We start from the raw sequence: 21,053 nt of genomic DNA, 5'->3' as shown, positions 1-21,053 counted from the left end.
CCGACCCCGGTTTCACAGATCCAGTTTCACTTACTCTTCGGTTGCTGTTCTGTTGTACGTTTCTATCGCATGATTCGTTGCATCTATCGCTTGATTTAATGCCTCTTCCGGAGACATTCCTTGATACATCGCTTCAAACGCAGATACTACTTGCTGTCTGGCTTCAGGGAATACTGCAATTAATGCACCCTGTGTTGCAGAAGATGGTACTGTTTCTTGCAACTGTTCAATTGGCACACGTAACTCTGGAAACTCTTCATGCTCTTCGGTTACAATTTCTTCATCATAAGCAGCCGGATTAATCGCAAAGTAACCAGTATTAACATGCCAATCTGCTTGCACTTCAGCTGTTTGAAGGTGCTTCATGAATTCCCACGCTGCAGCCTGCTCCTCTTCGGTAATTCCATTTGCCATCCAAATGGAGGCTCCACCTATAATTACTCCTTGAGGATCTATGTCATCTGCGTGAGGGACAAAAGCAACCCCAACATCAAATGGTGCATTCGCAATCGTATCCTTTGTTCCAGCAGAAGAATCCATATACATCGCTACCTGGCCTGCTTGGAAAGCTGCTCGGATATCATCCCAATTCTGACCATAGTATTCATATGATCCTGCTTTATGCATCGAGTTAATCCATTCAAACACTTTCAGACCTTCCTCGCCACCAAACTCAGCCTCTCTTGCATTTCCGTCTCGGCCATTCGCTTCATTCACAAAATCTTGCCCTTGTGTAGAGATCATTTGCTCAAAAAACCAACCGTGTCCAAGCATAGAAAAACCGTATTGAGACGTTTCTCCACCTTCTGTAACAGTTAAAAGTTTCGCAGCCTCCTCAATCTCCGAAAAAGTACGCGGAGGATTCTCTGGATCTAATCCTGCTTCTTCAAATGCATCCTTATTATAAAATAACGCAGGCGTTGATGAGTTAAACGGCATAGAATGAAGATCCCCATCAACCGTATAATAACTTAAAATATTTTCTTCAAGCTGTGAAACATCATACCCATCCTTATCGATCCATTCCTGAACTGGGGTTGTATATCCACTTTCAATCATATACTTCGTTCCGACTTCAAATACTTGAACTAGAGCAGGTGCATCAGCTGTGCCACCAACACTCCGGAATTTTGTTAGTAATTCTTCATAAGATCCTTGAAATTCGACTACTATTTCAACATCGTCCTGACTCGCGTTATATTGCTCAACAAGCTCATCAAGCGTTTCTCCCAGTCCTCCACCCATACCATGCCAAAACTCAATCGTTTGTGGTTCTGAGCCAGAAGCTTCTGATTCATTAGCATTCTCTTCGTTACTGTCAGTATTGTTCTCAGCGTTGTTGGCAGTATTTTCTTCCCCACTAGTTCCTGGCGTTTCACTTGCAGCTTCTTCTTCATTTCCACAAGCAACTAGCATACCCACCATTAAAACTAGTAAAATTATAGTATATATCATCTTTTTCATCTTCTGAATCTCCCCATTCATTTAAGTTTAAAGTTTCGGACCAAGTTAATAGGCAATTCTTCATTTAAGCGCACCCTGAGTAAGACCTTTTTGTAATTGTTTCTGCCCGATAAACAGCAATAACAATGTTGGTATGATTACAATGATAACTCCCGCCATTACCACCCCCCAATCTGTTGCAACTTCGACTGTTTGCAGCTGTTTTAATCCAATTTGTACGGTTCTCTTTTCATCATTTGTCGTAACGAGCAATGGCCACAGGTACATATTCCAAGTCGTTAAAAACCCATATATACCAAGTGTTACAAGACTAGTTCTACAATAAGGCAACACCACTTTATAAAAAGTGGCGAACTTTGACAGCCCCTCAATATCAGCAGCCTCCATTAATTCATGTGGAACGGTCTTAAAGTGCTGACGAAGAAGAAAGGTTCCAAAAGCCAGCGCAAAAAACGGTACAGTCATACTTAAATAGGAATTCATCCATCCAAATGCTTGTATCGTTAAAAAATTTGGAATCATCGCTGCTTCCCACGGAATCATAAGCGTTGAAATAAATAATAGAAAAACCGCATTCCTGCCTTTGAACGGAATGAATGCAAATGCATAAGCTGCAAACGCACACACCACTAGTTGGCCTAACATTACTCCTGTCGAAACTATGAAACTATTCATTAAATACCGCATTAAAGGAACTGTCTCAAACACACGTTCATAATTTGACCAATTCCATATCGATGGTAAAAATGAACGATTCATCACATCTGTTCCCGACATAAAGCTGACGAGGAATGCATAGACAATTGGAAAGAAGAGAAGCAAAGAAGAGATAATCAGCAGTGGATAAACCACCCAACCTCTTGATTTCATCATTGGTAATGCACCCTCTTTTCGCCAAATTTAAATTGTAAAATTGTCAGACCGAACACAAGTATAAATAATATTAGTGCTTGTGCACTTGCCGTGCCAAATTGATAATTTATAAATGCATCCCGGTAGATTGCATATACAATAAGATTTGTTGCTTCCGCTGGACCCCCTTGTGTCAGAATATCGACTTGCCCGAATGACTGAAACGAATTAATAAATGTAATTGTAATAATGAAAAATAATGTTGGTGATAACATCGGAAGTGTGATCCTTCGTAATTGGTACCTGTATTTTGCCCCATCAATTTCAGCACTTTCGTAAAGGTGTTGATCAATGTTTTGCAGTCCCCCAAGAATGACTAAAAATGCAAATCCTGTATTCATCCAAACGGTTGTAATGGCAATCGAAATAAGCGCCCATTGGGGGTCAAGCAACCATGGGATCGATGAGATTCCAATAATATTTAAAAATGAATTTAATATTCCCACCGTCGGATGAAATAAAAACAACCAAATGACTGCTGATGCGGCTACCGACATCCCCATCGTTGAAGATAATATTGTTCTGAAAAATCCAATCCCGCGCAATTTCTCGTTGGCAAGAAGCGCAAGAAACAAAGCGATGATAACACTTGATGGAACCGTGTATAACACGAACAAAAGTGTTGAAACCATACTTTTTCTAAAAACAGATGATTGAAGGATGTACGCAAAATTTTCAAAACCAACAAACAGTGACGCAACTCCTTGAGCATCCGTTAAAAAGAAACTAAGATATACAGTCCGGAGCATAGGATAGAATAGAAAGATTGAAAATAACAGAATAGACGGGAATAAATACAGCATTGCGGTCCGGAAGTTTTTTGTTTTACCCCACCAGGAAAGCTTTTCCTTTCTTCCGTACTGCAAGATCCGTTCCTCTACAACTGTCACGGATGAAGAACTCATAACACTTGAACTCCTTCCGATAACTGAACTTGCCCCGAATAGAATATTTCTTCGGTAACTGTATCAAAGAGATAGGCTGCTTCTAGGGGTACAGCCAAAGATAATAAATCACCAATATTTTTGGGCCACTGCCCCTGCCATTTAGCTTTCCATGTTGCTTTTCCCAGTGTAAAAGTAAAATGTGTTTCATTTCCCAGAACTTCGGTATCTTCAATTGTTACGTCAAATTTAATCGAAGGTTCAAGAACCTCCTCTGCCGGAAATACTTGTTCTGGTCTTACACCTAAATGAAAGTGATCTTTCGTATTTAAAAGAGTTCGCCAAGAAACAGGCGTTGCTAAAGATATTTTTTCATTCATAAACATCAATGATCGGTCCTGACTCAAAGAAAGAGGCAAGGTGTTCATTGGGGGAGCCCCAATGAATGTTGCAACAAATAAGTTTTTCGGTTGGTTATAGATAGATAGCGGGGTGCCAACCTGTTGAACTTTTCCATCTTTCAACACCATCATCCTGTCACCCATCGTCATCGCCTCAACCTGATCATGAGTAACATAAATCATCGTAATTCCCAATTTCTTTTGAAGCTGACGAATTTCCGTTCTCATATACCCTCTTAATTTCGCATCAAGGTTGGAAAGAGGTTCATCGAGTAAACAAATTGGACGTTGACTGACAACGGTTCGAGCAAGGGCAACTCGTTGTCTTTGTCCTCCTGAGAGCTCTCGGGGTTTCCTTTGTAAATAAGGGGTTAAGCCCAGTAAATCAGCTGCTTCTTGACAGCGTTCATTACGTTCGGTTTTATTCATTTTTCTAGCTTTTAAACCAAATAGAATATTTTCTTCCACTGTTAAATGTGGATAAAGAGCGTAATTTTGAAAAACCATCGATATTTCCCTCTTACTCGGTGGCATATGATTCACTCTGTTTTCTCCAATTGATAAGTCACCAGCAGTTATAGTCTCAAGTCCAGCGATCATTCTCAGCATGGTGCTTTTACCGCACCCCGATGGACCTACGAGCACGAAAAATTCACCTGGGTTAATTTCTACATTCACATCATCGACTGCAAATGATTGTTGATCATAACTTTTTGATACATGAGATAATGTAACCTTTTTCATGCTAATCCCCTTTCGACAACATTAGTCCTTTTCATTCCCATATTTAAATCTTATCAATGAAATATGAAGAAAGATTAGCTATAATATACAAATTGTGTAAAAAACGTTTGAGTATTGTGAAGTTTATGAATGGTTGTACATCTACCAGTAGTCGAGGTGTTTGCTAGAAGAGTAAAAGAGTATAAGGGGTCAGTCCCCCCATTTAGTCCCCCCATTTATTGGAAAACAAACAGTCCCAGAATACAGGGGAACTTTCCCCTGTATTCTGGGATTGCGATTGATCTTTTTATTATCCTGTAAACACGTCACCTTTTGGATAGCGAATATTACTGGGTTCATTTTTTGCCAGTGCAAACGCCAGTGAGACCGGCCCAACTCTACCAATGATCATGAGTACGATGATTACTTGTTTACCTATCACCGATAGTTCGTCAGTTATGCCCATGGATAGCCCCACTGTTCCAAAAGCTGAGAAAGCCTCAAAAACTATCGCTAAATAAGGGGCTGATTCCGTGATTGATAAGAGAAAAATACTTAGGAATACTGCAAAAAGGCTTATTGCCACAATAGATAAAGCCCTTATGACTATTTTCGTTTCAATGGTCCTTTCAAAAATTACTGTTTCTTTTCTTCCTATTAAATAGGAGTAGACTGCTAAAATGATAATAATAAAGGTTGTCAGTTTAATACCACTTCCAGTTGAAGCACTTCCTGCTCCAATAAACATTAACCCCATCATAAACGTAATAGAAGCTGGTGTCATACTGCCGATATCAATCGTATTAAAGCCCGCTGTTCTTGGTGACACTGCTTGGAAATATGAGGCCCATAGTTTTTCCGAGCTCGTCAAAACTGCCAATGTTTCAGGGTTTGTATATTCTAAAGCAAAAATTACTAGCATCGCTACCACATTTAGAATCAGTGTACCTACTAGCATCAGTTTGGTATGCAGAGACAACCGCCTGAATGTTTTCGTGGTTACGATATCATATAAAACCGTAAAGCCTATCCCGCCTGTAATGAATAAAAACGTAATAATGATATTCACGACCGGGTCGCCGACATATGCATTAAGCCCCTCACTCCACAACGAAAAACCAGCATTATTAAACGCCGATATTGCGTGAAACAAACTAGTAAACAAACCGAAAGACCAGCCATATTCAGGGACCCAATGCATCGCAAGTAGTAGAGTCGCAAATAACTCTATAGAAAAAGCAAAAATTAAAAGGATTTTTACTAGTCGAACCATCCCGCCCAGTGACGTTTGATTAAGGGACTCCTGCACTAGGATACGCTCCCTTAATCCGATTTTTTTTCCTAAGGCGAGAACGATGAGAATCGCAAAGGCCATAAGACCAAGCCCACCTATTTTCATTAAAATCATGATCACTGTTTGACCAAAAATAGTGAAGACACTCCCCGTATCTAACACAACCAATCCCGTCACTGTTGTAGCTGAAGTGGCTGTAAAAAGAGCATCGATGAGTGTGATCGGTGTCGTCGTTGAAAGAGGTAATAGCAATAACATCGTGCCCACAATAATAGCTCCTAAAAATCCAAATGCCAGGAATCTTTGGGGTGACATAGAGCGCCTTTTACTTTTTAGATTCATTATTAGGACCCCATTCTCACAATATAGATATTTACCATTCTATTTATTAGAAGGTTCTATCTTCATCATTAATACAGTGAATTTACTCCTGTTTCCCCTTTCTGTCAATATAAATATTAAATAAGTTACAAGGACAAGAAAGGGGTCCAAGAAAGGGGTCAGACCCGCAAAATTTTGGAATATATATAGGCTTTATGTCTGCTCAGTAATTTGGGCTATAATGGGAATTATTAGCGAAGTAGCCATTCTTTCATATATACTTTAATAAAAGACGCTTTGCGTTTTTCTTATAGAAAGGACTGTATCAATAAATGACTCCGCAGAAACCTGTTAAGATACAAAAACCTAAGTTACCAAATGTACTAGAAAACATTTCCTTGAATGAAGAAATGGATGCAGAACAGTTTTTTCAAGGGGCCAGTGTTATTGATTGCACCATTGATACGGAGCCAACGGAGGAAAAGTTCTTTGAGAAAATGGTGTTCAAAAATGTGACGTTTGAAGGTATGAACCTTAGTAGCGCCGAATTCACTGATATTATCTTTGAGAACTGTGACCTTTCTAATATTGACGTAAGTGATGCTGTTTTCCATCGGGTTGAATTTAAAAACTCAAAGCTTTTAGGGGCAAATCTATCCGGCACCTCTCTTCGTCACATGTCCTTTACGGAGTGCCTTATAAACTTTGCGACACTTAATTTCGCATCACTGAAGGACGTTATTTTCAGTGACTCCTCTTTACTTCAAACAGATTTCTTTGATTCCTCGCTGAAAAATGTAGAATATAATCAGTGCAACATTGACGAAGCTAACTTCACTGAGACAGATTTAAAAGGCGTAGACATGAGTACGTGTACATTCGATACTGTTGGTGTTTCATTGGATAAACTAGCAGGGTGTACCGTCTCCTCAGAACAAGCTGTTGGTTTCGCGCGAGCACTAGGACTTGTTATTAAAGATTAAAATACATAACTGAAAGGATGATCCAGATGAAGGATTTTTTCGAAGAAAATGTGGAACGCAAAGGAACGGCTTCTTTTAAATGGGACATGACAAAAGAAGTTTTTAAAACAGACACAGATGTGTTACCAATGTGGGTGGCAGATATGGATTTCCGTCCTCCAAAGGCGATCACTGACGCTCTTCACGCAAGAGTGGAGCATGGAATTTACGGCTACACGTATATTGGGGATTCAGTAGTCGAAGCGATCACCTCCTGGTTAAGCAGACGCGTGAATTGGGATATCAAGAAAGAATGGATACTTTACAGCAATGGCGTCGTGCCATCGATTGGTAAAGCCATTCAAGCTCTTACACAACCAGGAGATAAGATCATGATCCAATCACCAGTCTATCCCCCATTTTTTTCAATGGTGAAGGAAAATGATCGTGTTATTGAAAATTGTCCTCTCGTGGAAGAACAAGACCAGTACGGCATTGATTTCGATGCTTTTGAGGCTTCGTTAAAAACAGGAGTAAAAATGTTTATACTTTGTCACCCCCATAATCCGATCGGACGGGTATGGACGGAAACGGAGCTCCGGAAAATGGCAGACCTTTGTATGGAAAATGACGTTATCATCGTCTCTGATGAAATCCATTCAGATCTTGTACTTAAACCTTTTAAACATGTTCCGATGGCGTCATTATCTGAAGAAATTGCGCAACAAACCATCACACTTATTGCACCAAGTAAGACATTCAATTTAGCAGGCCTGCAAGCCTCAATCAGTATTACACCTAACAAAGGTTTCCGGGAAAAAATTCAAGACGTCGATAAAAAACTTGGCTTTCATACGTTAAATACATTTGGAATTCTTGCAATGGAAATGGGCTACCGCCATGGGGAAGAATGGCTCGAAGGATTACTGGATTACCTCAAGGGAAACGTGGAAACAGTAGACAATTATTTTACAGAACACCTTCCTGAACTAAAACTTGTCCCTACTCAAGCAACCTATTTACTATGGATAGATTGTCGTAAGCTTGAACTGTCGGATGCAAAACTAAATAAACTATTTGTGGAAGACGGAAAAGTCGGTTTCAACCCCGGAACAAGCTTCGGTAAAGGCGGCGAAGGCTTCGTGCGGATGAATGTAGCCTGCCCGCAAGCAACTGTACTTGAAGGTTTAAAACGCATGAAGAAAGCAATAAAAGGTTAACGAAACATCCTTTAAAACCCCCTTGCCTATTATTGGCAAAGGGGGTTTTGTTAAAAGAAAAAGTTAACTATTCATACTTGTCCAGAAGACCATCCATCTTTTATGGCCTCCACTCTAACTATGTATATTCTTAACCCGACCTACTTGACCATCTTCAAGTCTCACTTTAATTCCGTGAGGGTGGTTAGGGGATTTTGTTAAAAGATCTTTTACTATCCCCCGAGTTAATTTTCCGCTTCGTTGATCCTGTTTTAACACAATATCCACTTCCTTACCCGGCTGAATATTACTGCGTTGCTGTCCATTCATTTTTATAAACCTCCCTTCCCCTGTTTTATCTATTAATCATACCACGAGTTTTCCGCTAATGACCTCCATGCCTTCCTAATCATTATTCCTGTTAAGCAAGAATGGATACACTATTACGTAAAAACATATACTTTAAATAAAGATGTTTCGGATAACTACTTGAAGAAACGAAAGCTGCGACTCTGCGGGATTAGCAACTGTTCAGAGTTAACTTAAGCACCAACCAATATCACCTATACGACCAAAAGGAGTGAGGAAAAAACCTATGATAAAGTCCTTACTTAAACGTTTTAATGACCATAAATTGATTGACCTCGGTGCACAATGCGCCTACTTTTTATTACTTTCTATCTTTCCATTTCTTATTTTCATCATAAGTCTGTTACATTTCCTTCCCTTTACATTCACTGACGTTTATCAACTGTTGGAAGAAACCTTTGTTCCTCCAGATGTGTTAGATGTGATTCAAGACCAGTGGAATATTTTAAAAGAAAACCACCGAACGGGACTACTTTCCTTAGGTCTCATTTTCACACTTTGGACAGCATCATTAGCACTTGACTCGATATTGCGGGCATTAAACCTGTCCTATCATATATCGGAAAACCGTGGATTCCTTCTGGGACGTCTTGTTTCTATTTTTTTGACTGTTGGAATGTTTCTCGTAATTATAGTTGCTTTATCGCTCCAAGTTATTGGAGCCCACATTGAAAGTACCTTTGACTTAAATTTGCTTTTATTAGAAGTAGAAGTTCTACGTTGGGCAGTAAGTTCTATCGTTATCTTTGCCGTGTTTCTTCTATTATATTTAGTAGGTCCAAATTTGCGCCTCACACTAAAAAAGGTTTATATAGGTGCTATATTCGCAACTATCGGCTGGCAGTTAACTTCTTATGCCTTTCATTTTTATCTGACCAATTTTGCAAACTACTCCGCTACCTATGGAACAATTGGCACCGTAATTGCATTGATGGTCTGGTTCCATATCTCCTCGCTAATCATTTTAATTGGTGGAGAAATCAATGCTATCTTATATGAAGAAAAGCCTTTCCAAAGAGGAAAGACTAAAGAAGGGGTCAAAAAAGGGGTCTGACCCCCATTATATGGAAAACTATCAAATCACATACATAAACACGCTTAAGAAGTGTGCGAGGCTTCCCAGTAAAATGAAAATATGAAAGATTTCATGGAAGCCCATATGTTTAAAAGTGAGCCATTTTGGTTTCAAGCCATAAATAATTCCACCAACAGTATATAAAATCCCACCTACCATTAACAAAACGACACCTTCACTTTGTATCACATCTGAAATGGGTGCGATAAAAAGTACGACTAGCCACCCCATCAGGATATATATCGACGTAGAAAGCCACCTGGGAGAATAAAACCAAACGAGCTTAAAAATAACCCCGCTAATTGCTAGCCCTGTAATAATACCGAACAAAGTCCACCCCATTACACCTTTCAAGCTAATTAAACAAAAAGGCGTATAGGTTCCAGCTATTAATATGTAGATCATCGAGTGATCCAATCTACGTAAAAAAGCGATGACTCTGTTTTTCGCAACAACCATATGATATGTTGCTGATGCCGCGTAAAGTAAAATCATACTGATTCCAAATATACTGACTATCCAGGATATAAAACGGACACTCTCTCACATCAATCAGCAATCCTCCGAAGGAACGTTTGACGTCGAAGGTTTTTATGAGAGTTATTTAAAGCTAGCTACTCAAAATGTTACGACATTCGAATCAGAACTCGATCACCACATTGAAAATGTCAAAAAACAGGTAGATGAAATGGAAGAAGAAGAGTACGTACAGCAAGTTCTTGCGATCCTTACATTTATCAACATGAGTAACATCTATCGCAAAGCCGCCGAAAAACTAATCGATTCCATTTCAGAGCCATCAACCAATTAAAGAGACTTTCTATAAGAAGTTGAAAGATTGTGGAAACGCTTGATATCCATTGTCACAGTGCGTATCGTATAAAGTATAAAGTATTTCCTGATGAAAGGAGAGATTCACATCGGAAACTTTTATATACAAAAAAATCGCTACGATATGAAACTAAATGTGAAAATGGAAGGAACGTTCTCCGAAAAAGATGACGAAGAATTTGTAAAAGCATTCACCGAAGAAATTAAAACCTTACCCGTTAGTGAATATGATATTGAGGTGGACTGTTCAGAACTCAATGTCTCCATTCCGCTACCTGAACATTTGCATTTACTGGAAAGTAACATTCATCGTTTTCAAAAAACAGGATTCAAGAAAATTCTCTTTATTGTTCAGAAGTCTTTTTCTAAAAGTAACTGTGCCTTTATTGAAAACGCAAAGAAGACTCCAATCCCCCAATTTCAATTAATAGAGATATAAAAGGTGAGTCAAAGGGCAAAGATGCCCTTTGACTCACCTTTCCTTTTTATAGATTTTTTTAGAATTCATCCATTACCTGCAATCCACCCTTTTATGCAAGGCTTTCTAAATCTAATATTACCAAAAATAAATTACATCCCTCTAAAAAATGTTTAATAACTTTTCATAAATGGTATACAGTTCATAAAGCTAATATGATAAATAATACTATTATTAGCAATCAAAAGTTAGATTTTCATTACATTTAATAGGAGGCTTTTTTAGATATGGAACTATTACACAAAGAATTTTTTAATGATGAGGAAGTAGTAAATGCGGTAGAGTCTTTGAAAATTAAAGGTGTTACAGAAGAAAAAATTTATGTTGTTACTCATGATGATGAGCGAACCAAGCGCGTGGCTGAAAAAGCAGATGCGGAAACTATTGGAGCAAAGGAACAAAGCTTTGGTACAACAGCTAAGAATGTCTTCCGTAAAAAAGGCGATGAACTTCGTGCTAAGTTCCAGGAAATCGGGTTTGACAAAGCAAAAGCTGAATCTCTTGAAGGAGAGCTCGATAAAGGAAAGGTTATTCTCATCGTAAAAGATGCACCAACGGGAATAGCACTTTAATTCCCCTTTATTATGAAATAAAAAGGTGTCTCAAAGATCTTTTCGATCTTTTGAGGCACCTTTTCTTTACTATTATTTCCATAACAATGGCCTATTAGATTCTGCGCTTATTCAATAGCTCGATTCGGCAGTTGCCATTTATAATAGACAGAACACAGTCTAAGAGCAACTACGATTAAGACGATAATGAGTAACTCAAAAGGACCTGTCAGCCAACCTAAACCCACCACAATTCCTGGTATAAGCGTCCATGCTATATATATCTCCTTTTGCAGAAATAATGGCTTTCTGCCGGCCAGAATGTCTCTGATCATTCCTCCACCAGTCCCCGTCAAAGCTGCAGCTGCAATGCAGGCACTGATTGGGTGTCCCATCGAATAGGCATATAATGCTCCCTGGACAGAAAAAGCCCCTAGTCCAATTGCATCGAAAAATACCCCTCTTCTTAGCAGCGTCCACCGAACAATTCTTGGGAAAACAAAAGCAACTGTCATGACCAGAAACGCAACAGTAAAAAGTGTCCCTTGATCCCAAAGTGTCGAAACAGGAACACCTATTAACAGGTTTCGAACTGCTCCACCACCAAAGGCTGTAATAAAACCTAAAATGTAGACACCCATTAAGTCATATCTTTCCTCCATCGCAACTAAAACGCCACTAAGAGCAAATGCGATCGTTCCTATACCATTTAATACTTCCCACACAATTTTTCCTACTTTCTTTTACTAAAGCTTCAACTGCTGAAATATACTCATCTATTTTAATGAGGCTTTTCTAATTTTACAAGCATTTTGACTTGATTTCGTTAAATTTATTAAAAAATTCTCCCCTACATAATAGCGTTTTCATCATTGTGCTATCAATATATAGTCTATTTTCACAGATTACACGGTCAATATTGTTGCGTTAGATATTCTGACAAATATCCGATTTTCTTACACAACCTGTGCCATAATATAAAAATAAATCAATATTCAAAATAATGTTTTTACTTACAACTCCAGTTTTAATGAACTTAGACAAAATATATAAAAAATAAATATTGATAACTATTTCTAACTCTAATGAAGCATAGGGGGCGACATTCACCATTCATCCGACTGAAATAAGATTAACCGGACAAGTTAGCGGAATGCCTTGAATCGAATGATGATGATAAATCTCTTATTAAAACAGAATCCATCAACACCGAAAAGGAGGCTTTTACGATGAAAAATAGAGCTTCTCGTGGAATCTGAAAAAGATCACATGTGTATTAAATTATAAACTAGTTTTCCAATAATCATAGACTTTTAACTAATGGAGGGTTTAAGAATGGCTAAAAGAAAGTTAGTACTTGTAGGTAATGGTATGGCCGGAGTAAGGACTATTGAGGAAATACTAAAAGAGGATAAAGACCGATTTGAGATTACAATTTTCGGATCGGAACCGCATCCTAACTATAATAGAATTTTACTATCCTCTGTTTTACAAGGTGACACTACAGTAGATGATATCGTATTGAATTCCTATGAGTGGTATGAGGAAAACAACATTACACTTTATACTGGGGAAACAGTTGAGAAGATCAACTCCGACAAGAAAACCGTTCTTACCGACAAAGGTCAAGAAGTGCCATATGATGATCTTATTATAGCTACCGGGTCTAATCCTTTTATGCTCCCACTCCCAGGCGCGGATAAAAAAGGTGTTATCGCCTTCCGTGATATCGAAGACTGTGAAGCGATGATTGATGCCTCAGAAAATTATGAACGTGCTGTTGTAATTGGTGGTGGTCTTCTCGGACTTGAAGCTGCAAGAGGTCTATTAAACTTAGGAATGGAAGTAGACGTTGTCCATATTCTGGACCACTTAATGGAACGACAACTCGATCAAACTGGTTCAAAAATGCTCAAAGAAGAATTAGAAGCACAAGGCATGAACTTCTTGATGGAGCATGGGACAGAAGCAATCCTCGGAAAAGACCGAGTGAATAAAGTCTCTTTTAAAAATGGAAAAGTAGTCAAAGCCGATCTTGTTGTTATGGCAGTCGGAATCAAACCGAATATTTCTTTAGCAAAAGAAAGCGGGATTACAACGAACCGAGGGATAGTTGTCGATGACTATATGCAGACTGATGTGCCCGATATTTATGCCGTTGGAGAATGTGCGGAGCATAGAGAATTAGTCTATGGACTTGTAGCACCATTATGGGATCAAGGTAAAGCTCTTGCCAAAAAGATCTGTGAAAAGGATGCAGGTGCTGGTTATCAAGGCTCCATCCTTTCGACCAAATTAAAAGTAAGTGGCGTTGATGTATTTTCAGCAGGTGAATTCGTGGATAGCCCGGATACAAAAGCAATTCGTGTCCAGGATGAATTCGAAAGAATCTATAAAAAAATAGTCGTACGGGATAATCGTATTGTTGGAGCTGTTTTATTCGGTGATACGAGTGAAGGTTCAAAATTATTGAACATGATAAACACCAAAACAGAGATTACAGATATGAGTCAATTTTCTTTCTTACAAGCAAATGATGGAGATCAAGACTCTCTCGTTGCAGATATGGCTGATGGCGAACAAGTCTGTGGTTGTAATGGTGTTTCTAAAGGCGACATCGTAACAGCAATTAATGAGCAGAATTTAACAACAGTTACAGAAGTTAAAAACTGTACAAATGCTGCCCGATCATGCGGGACCTGTAAAAACTTAGTTCAAGCAGTCTTAGAGCACACGCTTGGCGATGAGTTCGAACAAGTAGACGAAAAAGAAACTGTTTGTGAATGTACGGATCTCTCTCATGAAGAAGTTGTGGCAGAAATTCGAGAAAAAGGACTTTCACATACGAAAGAAGTAATGAATGTTCTTGGATGGAAATCAGAGGAAGGTTGCTCTAAATGCCGTCCAGCTGTGAACTATTATCTCGGTATGGTTAATCCAACAGACTACGAAGATGAAAAAGAATCCAGATTTGTTAACGAAAGAATGCATGCCAACATTCAAAAAGACGGTACGTATTCGGTTGTCCCAAGAATGTATGGTGGTGTAACAAATCCTAAAGACCTAAGAACAATTGCAGATGTTGCAGATAAATATGACGTTCCATTAATTAAACTAACAGGTGGTCAAAGAATTGACATGTTAGGAATTAAGAAGGAAGATGTGCCAAATGTGTGGAAAGACCTTGATATGCCATCAGGTTATGCCTATGCCAAATCTCTTCGCACAGTTAAAACGTGTGTCGGTAAAGACTTCTGCCGTTTCGGTACACAGGATGCTATCGGACTTGGTATTGCGCTCGAGAAGAAGTTTGAAATGCTGAATACACCACACAAAGTGAAAATGGCTGTCTCTGCTTGCCCAAGAAATTGTGCGGAATCTGGTATCAAAGATGTTGGTATCGTTGGTGGAGAAGGTTCGTGGGAGCTATTCGTCGGTGGTAACGGTGGTACACACTTACGTGCAGGTGAATTACTATGTAAAGTCAGCACAGACGAAGAAGTCATGGAAACAATTGCTGCCTACCTTCAGTATTACAGAGAAGATGCGAAATACCTGGAAAGAACTTCTCATTGGTTAGACAGAGTTGGTTTAGCACATGTTCAGTCAGTAATATTAGAAGATACTGCAAAAAGAAAAGAACTTGTTGATCGCATGGAAGTTGCCTTAACTAATCTGAAAGATCCTTGGGCTGAAATCATCAATGATAGTAAAAAGAAGAACGAGCTTTTTGAAAATAAAAAACTAACTGTATCTCAACAGTAATAGGGGGAGCTTTCATTATGAATAAGACACTAAAAACGGATCTAGTTAAGGTTTCTCACATCGATGACCTATCTTCTCAAATAGGAAAAGAAGTAAAAATTGGAGATAATGAAATTGCACTTTTCAAGCTAAGCAGTGGTAAGATTAAAGCAATTGAAAACAGATGTCCGCACAAACAAGGTCCTTTATCTCAAGGAATCATCAGCGGCGAGTATATCTTTTGCCCACTGCATGATTGGAAGATAGATTTAGATAACGGTGAAGTTCAAAAACCAGATGATGGTTGTGTAAAAACCTATCCAGTAGAAGTGATTGACGACTTTATTCACATCCGAGTATGATTACAGAACACCTGTAAATTTCTTAGCGCTATTACTAACAACTCAGACGCAAAACAAAAGGAAAGGGGAACAATAACGTGATAAAAAATGGGAAAGTTTTTCTTGTTGGTGCAGGCCCTGGGGATCCTGATTTAATTACAATGAAAGGATACAAGGCTATTAAAGCAGCGGATGTCATCGTTTTTGATAGGCTGGTGAATAAAGAGTTGCTGGCCTATGCTCCCCCCCTTACCGAATTTGTTTATTGTGGTAAACAACGTGATAATCACTCGATTCCTCAAGAGAGGATCAATGAGATTCTAGTTGAAAAAGCGCTCGAAGGAAAAACCGTAGTCCGATTAAAAGGCGGCGATCCTAGTATTTTCGGTAGGGTCGGCGAGGAAGCTGAGTACTGCAAAGAGAATGGGATTCTTTTTGAAATCGTCCCTGGCATCACTTCGGGTATTGCAGCCACTACTTATGCCGGTATTCCGTTGACCCACCGTGACTTTAGCTCCTCCTGTGCTTTTATCACTGGACATAAGCGTTCAGACAAAGTTAAAAAAGATATTCAGTGGGATAAACTAGCGACATCTGTGGATACTTTGGTGTTTTACATGGGAGTCGGTAATCTGGAAATGATTAAAGATAATCTAGTTCTTCACGGACGCTCTGAAACGACACCTGTTGCCCTCGTTCGTTGGGGAACAACAGATCAACAAGAGACACTTGTCGGAACTTTAGATAACATTGTTGAGAAGGTTGCAGCACGTAACTTTAAATCACCAGCGATTATTGTTGTTGGTGAAGTCGTTAAGTTGCGCGAAAAGCTGGCATGGTTTGAAGAAAAAAAATCTCATGCTTTTGATTTGGTAGAGGCGTAAGGAAAGGTCTTTTGAGACCTCTTCATGAAGAAAAGACCTGTCAGAGTTCACACCAACAGGTCTTTCTTCATGAAAAAACAAGTTTACAAGATTTCTAATTTTACAATTAAAGCTAGTAAAAGTTGAAGTAAGATCTGAATATTAACAGAAACTTGCGTATCTGTAGTTGTTACATCAACGTTCCGGGAGTTTTCAACAACAGTTTTTTGGAATGTTTTTTGCTTTGTCTTGGCAGCCTGAAGTAAGTCCTGTGTTACGCGCTCAGCTGTTTCTCCATCTGCTATCGAGATGTTAATTACTAAAGCAATTGCTGCTTGAAGTGCACCTTGTAAAGACACAGCTGCTTTTGTATCTGTAGTAGAGATCGTAACATCACAAGAATCTTTAATAAATATATACTCCTCAGAAATTTGCAATGTTTTATTTACTTGATTACTTTCCTGCACAACATCATCGTCGTCTGCATCCACATCTGAAGGGTGACACGCATCGGGATCTAATGCAGACCATCTGTTAGTTGGCGCTACTGCGGAATCTTCAATTGTATAATACACTTTATGAGTCATTTAATTTTCCTCCTTTTCGGTTACTACTTTAGCGTATGATTGTCACTTAATCCTGATTGGACAAATACCCCAAGGCAAATTCACTATTTTCTCCACTTTTTTTTACGATAAACAAAGTTTTTAATCGTTTTCACGTCATTATTATTTTGTTTCAATTTCTGATTGTCGACTAATACGGTATCTGCATTTTCGGAAGAGTTATTTACTTGCACATTGTTCTCTGTATGAGCAACTTTTTCATTCTCTACAAACGTATCCACTTCCGATTGCAACTGGTCAACAATTTCTTTCAGCTTTGATTTATCGTCCACTGTCATATCTAATTCTTTTTTCACTCCATGTTTTTTAAAAACCTGATTAACCATTAAATCAATGATTGCTTCTTGGGAGTTAATAATAAACACATCCTTTCCTTCAATTAGTACTAGGATATGTTTCTTCCATTAGACAAGTGTTAAGTCATATGTGGAGATTTGGTTATAATTAATCATTAATTTTCATATGTATTATGGGTGTATGTAATGAAATGGAGGGATACATTTGTTCTATCATATAAAAGATTTGCAATACCATGCGAAACCGAGTAGACCTGATCCAGTTTACGCAAAGAAATTGCAGGAAATTCTTGGAGGACAGTTTGGAGAAATATCTGTAGCCTTGCAATATTTATTTCAAGGGTGGAACAGCAGGGTAAATGCCAAATATCGGGATTTACTAATGGACGTTGGGGCAGAAGAATTAGCTCATGTTGAGATGCTAGCAACGATGATTGCCAGACTACTTAATGGTGCTCCCGTGGCAGACCAGGAAGCTGCAGCCAAAGACCCGGCTGTTGGTGCGATACTTGGCGGGATGAATCCACAACATGCAATCGTGTCTGGACTAGGAGCGCTACCAGCTGATAGTGTAGGTAACCCTTGGACTGCCTCCTATATTAACGCCAGTGGAAATTTACTCGCCGATTTCCGAATGAACTTAACCTATGAATCTCAAGGAAGACTGCAGGCTTGCCGACTATATGAAATGACAACAGACCCCGGGGTTAAAGATATGCTTTCCTTTTTAATAGCCCGGGATACGATGCATCAAAATATGTGGCTTGCAGCAATCGCTGAGCTTGAGTCGCAAGAAAACGTTGTTGTACCAAGTACCTTCCCTAGAGAACTGGAGAAACAAGAAGTTGCCTATGACTTCTATAATCTCTCTGAAGGAGAAGCAAGCAGTAAGGGGCGTTGGGCTCATGGAAAAAGTATGGATGGCCTGAGTGAATTCCGTTATATTTCTCCTGCACCGGCTTTCGGAGATGTACCTAAATTAAAACCTACTCCTCCGGATATTTTTAATACACCACCGAACGTTCGTAATGAAAAAGAAGAATAAACTTCCCCGTAAGACATAAGGGTCTGACAAAGGGTCTTTGACCTGATGGCAGACCTTTTATTTATTCCTTGAAAGATTATTCATGCTTCATGGATTTCCCCTTGTCAGCAAAAACCAGCCACAGCACGAAGAAGAAAAGTATTGCTGTGATTTCCATCCCGATAATATACCACGGGTGGGGTCCTAAAAAATCAAGTAAGCTTCCCCCAGTTGGCTTCCTCATAAGAAACCAATAATTTCCGTCAACTATAACATTTAAAGCATAAATAAAAGGAAATAAGACATTAAGAAAAACTATCGCTTTTACAATACTAACTAGAGTAATATTGAATCCCTTATACCACCTATAATAAAACACAACCCATATCACTAAAATATGACTGTAAAAAAAGTGAAAAAAACGAAAATGAGGAAAATCAAAACTTAATACAGGCGTAAAAACCGCTTGTAAGGCTCCCGCTATTCCTACCAAAAAAACAACCTCAAACACAGAATGACGGCTTGTCAGTAACAAAATAATAACTAACATTACACTAATACTACTTAGATCTAATGGTAATGCAAAACTCACGTCCCACTTGCCCGTTATAATTATCCAAAGTTGAAATGCTATTTCAAAGAAAAGTAACGACAAGGCAAGTCCTATCTCAAACCTTCTATTATCCCTAGTCGATAACTTGTTGCGCAATAAATACATAGCTACTAAAACAAACAAAAAGATACTAATCACGATCCAATGATTTTCCGAAAACATTGTAAAAGGAATTCTCGAGGCATCTCCCCCGAACCACATAGTCTCAACCCTCTTCTTTTTTGAAGTATAAAGTCTTAATTAGATACGCTGAACGCTTAGTTTCTCATTTCTTCCTTTGTTTAAGGTTTACCATATAAAGTGATCATATGACAGCAAATCCCGCCGCAATGAAAAAAACGCCCCATGCTAAAGGGACGCTTTTAGAAATTTATTTCAACTGTTTAAGTGATTCTCGGTTAAACACATCTAAATCATCAGGACTCCTGCTTGTCACTAAATTACCACATACGACAACTTCTTCATCAAAAACATTGGCTCCTGCATGTTCCAAGTCGACTAAGATTGATTTAAATCCAGTCATTTTTCTTCCTTTTAAAACATCTGCCGTAATTAAAAGCTGGGGTCCATGACATATTGCAAAAATTGGTTTGTCATGCAAAATGTAATGTTTCACAAACTCAACAAATCGATCATCAGCACGAAGAATATCCGGCGAGAAACCACCTGGTATAAATAATGCATCATAATCAGCTGGTTTAGCATCCTTAATACCAAGATCTACCTTCACTTTCGCTTCTCCATTTTTTCCCTCTTCTTCTTTACCTGCCTCTTGTCCGATAACAATAACCTCATGTCCTTTATCGCTAAGAGCTTTGAAAGGGGACGTATACTCCACATCCTCAAACATACTCGTCATTACACATGCTACCTTACTCAAAATTATCATCCTTTCTTCTATATTCTTGTATTTTTTATACCCACCTTCATTTTAATCAAAACATATCAATTAACTTCTATTTATCTCCTGGACTTTGATTCTCTATATTACAAATAAAAAAGCTGTTTCATTAGGTTTACATAACCTGACGAAACAGCCTTTTAAATGTTTAAAACTATCTTGTTATAATACCTATCTAAATCTTTCCATAAGATTTCTTAATAAGGATCCCACTTAAGTTTTCTTGCCTGCTCGAATCTTTCATTTACATTCGACCAATTTACAATGCTCCAGAAATTATCAACATATTCTCCTCGGCCATTCTTATACTGAAGATAATAAGCATGCTCCCAGACGTCTAGACCGAGCAAAGGAATCGCATCCCATTGACTTAACAAATGATGAAATTCAGCTTGTAATATTTCTAATCTCCTTGAACGCGGCGACCATATTAAAATAGCCCATCCAACACCTTGAACCTGTTTGGCTGCCTCAGAGAAGTGAGCTTTGAAGGCGTCAAAGCTTCCAAAATCACGATCAATGTAGGATCTTAATTTTCCGGTTGGTTCACCGCCGCCATCCGGACTCATATTACTCCAAAACATCGTGTGCAAGTAGTGACCTGCCCCGTTAAATGCCGCCTCTTTTTCCCAATGTTTCAATAAGTCGAAATCATCCGTCTCTCTAGCTGTTTGCATTTTTTTCTCAGCTTTATTCAAACCGTCTACATAGGATTGGTGGTGTTCCTGATGATGAAGCCTCATTATCTCTTCATTAATAGCTGGCTCCAACGCACCATACTCATATGGCAATGGTGGCAGTTTATGTTCCCCAATCGGAACATAGTCATTACCTGAAAAAAGGTTCGCGTACATTTCTCCTAATCGATCGACTTGCTCCGTGACACTCAACTGCTGACTCTCGTCAGGAAAAGAGTTCTCTGATAAAATCTGTTTCAGTACTTCAATTTCCTTGTAAATACTTTCTTCGGCATCTGGATTTGAACGATTCTGTAAATCAGCTTCTATGCTGGCAACCCACTGTCTGACATCTTGTAAATAGACATCGAAAGTACCCGGTGAAATCATCTATCCCACTCCTTTTTGCAGAGAAAACGAATGCAGGAGGACCTGCTAGGACTTCCCTTTTCACTCCTTTTTACTCCACATTAGTCTATGAAAGGAGATAGGAATAGATGACAC

At 38.8% G+C, this 21,053-nt stretch carries 21 protein-coding genes and 1 pseudogene; 9 read left to right on the top strand and 13 right to left on the bottom strand.

Features of this window, described 5'->3' with window-relative positions; translation table 11 throughout:
• Positions 1-30: 30 nt before the first annotated feature.
• From ACHABW_RS09875 to ACHABW_RS09855, 5 genes are all read right to left on the bottom strand, one after another.
• Complete coding sequence (locus ACHABW_RS09875; protein ID WP_435755143.1) at positions 31-1,464, bottom strand: ABC transporter substrate-binding protein; 1,434 nt, start codon at positions 1,462-1,464, stop codon at positions 31-33.
• Between the two features lie 60 nt (positions 1,465-1,524).
• Positions 1,525-2,337, bottom strand: a complete 813-nt coding sequence (locus ACHABW_RS09870; protein ID WP_110939128.1) for a carbohydrate ABC transporter permease — start codon at positions 2,335-2,337, stop codon at positions 1,525-1,527.
• Positions 2,334-3,281 (bottom strand): carbohydrate ABC transporter permease, encoded by a 948-nt coding sequence (locus ACHABW_RS09865; protein WP_435755142.1) that lies wholly within the window; start codon positions 3,279-3,281, stop codon positions 2,334-2,336. Before ACHABW_RS09865 ends, ACHABW_RS09870 begins: the two co-directional genes overlap by 4 nt.
• Complete coding sequence (locus tag ACHABW_RS09860; RefSeq protein ID WP_435755141.1) at positions 3,278-4,405, bottom strand: ABC transporter ATP-binding protein; 1,128 nt, start codon at positions 4,403-4,405, stop codon at positions 3,278-3,280. Before ACHABW_RS09860 ends, ACHABW_RS09865 begins: the two co-directional genes overlap by 4 nt.
• A 289-nt stretch (positions 4,406-4,694) precedes the next feature.
• Positions 4,695-6,020, bottom strand: coding sequence for a TrkH family potassium uptake protein (locus ACHABW_RS09855; RefSeq protein WP_435755140.1), 1,326 nt, complete (start codon positions 6,018-6,020; stop codon positions 4,695-4,697).
• Between the two features lie 311 nt (positions 6,021-6,331).
• On the opposite strand from ACHABW_RS09855, the gene ACHABW_RS09850 reads away from it, so the two are divergent.
• Positions 6,332-6,982: a pentapeptide repeat-containing protein gene (locus ACHABW_RS09850; protein ID WP_435755139.1), complete on the top strand. Its 651-nt coding sequence runs from the start codon at positions 6,332-6,334 to the stop codon at positions 6,980-6,982.
• Between the two features lie 26 nt (positions 6,983-7,008).
• A complete protein-coding gene (locus ACHABW_RS09845; RefSeq protein WP_435755138.1) occupies positions 7,009-8,181 on the top strand; it encodes a MalY/PatB family protein in 1,173 nt (390 codons plus the stop codon).
• Between the two features lie 114 nt (positions 8,182-8,295).
• Here ACHABW_RS09845 and ACHABW_RS09840 read toward each other — a convergent pair whose 3' ends face one another.
• Entirely contained in the window at positions 8,296-8,490 is a 195-nt protein-coding gene (locus tag ACHABW_RS09840; protein ID WP_110939122.1) for a YwbE family protein, read from the bottom strand.
• A gap of 265 nt (positions 8,491-8,755) precedes the next feature.
• Here ACHABW_RS09840 and ACHABW_RS09835 point away from each other — a divergent pair, with 265 nt between their 5' ends.
• Positions 8,756-9,583, top strand: a complete 828-nt coding sequence (locus ACHABW_RS09835) for a YihY/virulence factor BrkB family protein (RefSeq protein ID WP_435755137.1) — start codon at positions 8,756-8,758, stop codon at positions 9,581-9,583.
• Positions 9,584-9,604: 21 nt separating this feature from the next.
• On the opposite strand, the pseudogene trhA reads toward ACHABW_RS09835, so the two are convergent.
• A pseudogene (gene trhA / locus ACHABW_RS09830) lies at positions 9,605-10,120 on the bottom strand (PAQR family membrane homeostasis protein TrhA); the annotation flags it as partial.
• Between the two features lie 385 nt (positions 10,121-10,505).
• Here trhA and ACHABW_RS09825 point away from each other — a divergent pair.
• Both ACHABW_RS09825 and ACHABW_RS09820 read left to right on the top strand, forming a co-directional pair.
• Positions 10,506-10,874 (top strand): hypothetical protein, encoded by a 369-nt coding sequence (locus tag ACHABW_RS09825; protein ID WP_435755136.1) that lies wholly within the window; start codon positions 10,506-10,508, stop codon positions 10,872-10,874.
• A 266-nt stretch (positions 10,875-11,140) separates the two neighbouring features.
• On the top strand, positions 11,141-11,485 hold the full coding sequence (locus tag ACHABW_RS09820; protein WP_110939117.1) for a general stress protein: 345 nt from the start codon (positions 11,141-11,143) through the stop codon (positions 11,483-11,485).
• Between the two features lie 107 nt (positions 11,486-11,592).
• On the opposite strand, the gene ACHABW_RS09815 is transcribed toward ACHABW_RS09820, so the two are convergent.
• Entirely contained in the window at positions 11,593-12,192 is a 600-nt protein-coding gene (locus ACHABW_RS09815; protein WP_110939116.1) for a trimeric intracellular cation channel family protein, read from the bottom strand.
• A 607-nt stretch (positions 12,193-12,799) separates the two neighbouring features.
• Between ACHABW_RS09815 and nirB the strand changes: the two genes are divergently transcribed.
• From nirB to cobA, 3 genes are all read left to right on the top strand, one after another.
• Positions 12,800-15,229 carry a nitrite reductase large subunit NirB gene (gene nirB, locus ACHABW_RS09810; RefSeq protein WP_435755135.1) on the top strand — a complete coding sequence of 810 codons (2,430 nt, stop codon included), beginning with the start codon at positions 12,800-12,802 and terminating at the stop codon, positions 15,227-15,229.
• A 17-nt stretch (positions 15,230-15,246) separates the two neighbouring features.
• Entirely contained in the window at positions 15,247-15,570 is a 324-nt protein-coding gene (gene nirD, locus ACHABW_RS09805; protein WP_110939114.1) for a nitrite reductase small subunit NirD, read from the top strand.
• Between the two features lie 77 nt (positions 15,571-15,647).
• On the top strand, positions 15,648-16,433 hold the full coding sequence (gene cobA, locus ACHABW_RS09800) for a uroporphyrinogen-III C-methyltransferase (protein ID WP_435755134.1): 786 nt from the start codon (positions 15,648-15,650) through the stop codon (positions 16,431-16,433).
• Positions 16,434-16,516: 83 nt separating this feature from the next.
• Here cobA and ACHABW_RS09795 read toward each other — a convergent pair whose 3' ends face one another.
• Both ACHABW_RS09795 and ACHABW_RS09790 read right to left on the bottom strand, forming a co-directional pair.
• Entirely contained in the window at positions 16,517-16,999 is a 483-nt protein-coding gene (locus ACHABW_RS09795; protein WP_435755133.1) for a spore coat protein, read from the bottom strand.
• 83 nt (positions 17,000-17,082) lie between these two features.
• A complete protein-coding gene (locus tag ACHABW_RS09790) occupies positions 17,083-17,403 on the bottom strand; it encodes a hypothetical protein (RefSeq protein WP_435755132.1) in 321 nt (106 codons plus the stop codon).
• A gap of 136 nt (positions 17,404-17,539) precedes the next feature.
• Here ACHABW_RS09790 and ACHABW_RS09785 point away from each other — a divergent pair, with 136 nt between their 5' ends.
• Positions 17,540-18,379: a manganese catalase family protein gene (locus ACHABW_RS09785; protein ID WP_435755131.1), complete on the top strand. Its 840-nt coding sequence runs from the start codon at positions 17,540-17,542 to the stop codon at positions 18,377-18,379.
• Between the two features lie 76 nt (positions 18,380-18,455).
• Here the strand turns inward: ACHABW_RS09785 and ACHABW_RS09780 are convergent, their stop codons facing one another.
• From ACHABW_RS09780 to ACHABW_RS09770, 3 genes are all read right to left on the bottom strand, one after another.
• On the bottom strand, positions 18,456-19,172 hold the full coding sequence (locus ACHABW_RS09780; protein WP_435755130.1) for a YwaF family protein: 717 nt from the start codon (positions 19,170-19,172) through the stop codon (positions 18,456-18,458).
• A gap of 169 nt (positions 19,173-19,341) precedes the next feature.
• Positions 19,342-19,851: a type 1 glutamine amidotransferase domain-containing protein gene (locus tag ACHABW_RS09775; protein ID WP_435755129.1), complete on the bottom strand. Its 510-nt coding sequence runs from the start codon at positions 19,849-19,851 to the stop codon at positions 19,342-19,344.
• A gap of 218 nt (positions 19,852-20,069) precedes the next feature.
• Positions 20,070-20,939 (bottom strand): superoxide dismutase, encoded by an 870-nt coding sequence (locus ACHABW_RS09770; RefSeq protein WP_435755128.1) that lies wholly within the window; start codon positions 20,937-20,939, stop codon positions 20,070-20,072.
• Positions 20,940-21,053 lie beyond the last annotated feature (114 nt).

This window comes from Salipaludibacillus sp. CF4.18, assembly GCF_051262595.1.
GTDB classification, from domain to species: domain Bacteria; phylum Bacillota; class Bacilli; order Bacillales; family Salisediminibacteriaceae; genus Salipaludibacillus; species Salipaludibacillus neizhouensis.
This window is presented reverse-complemented; position numbering and strand designations above follow the sequence as displayed.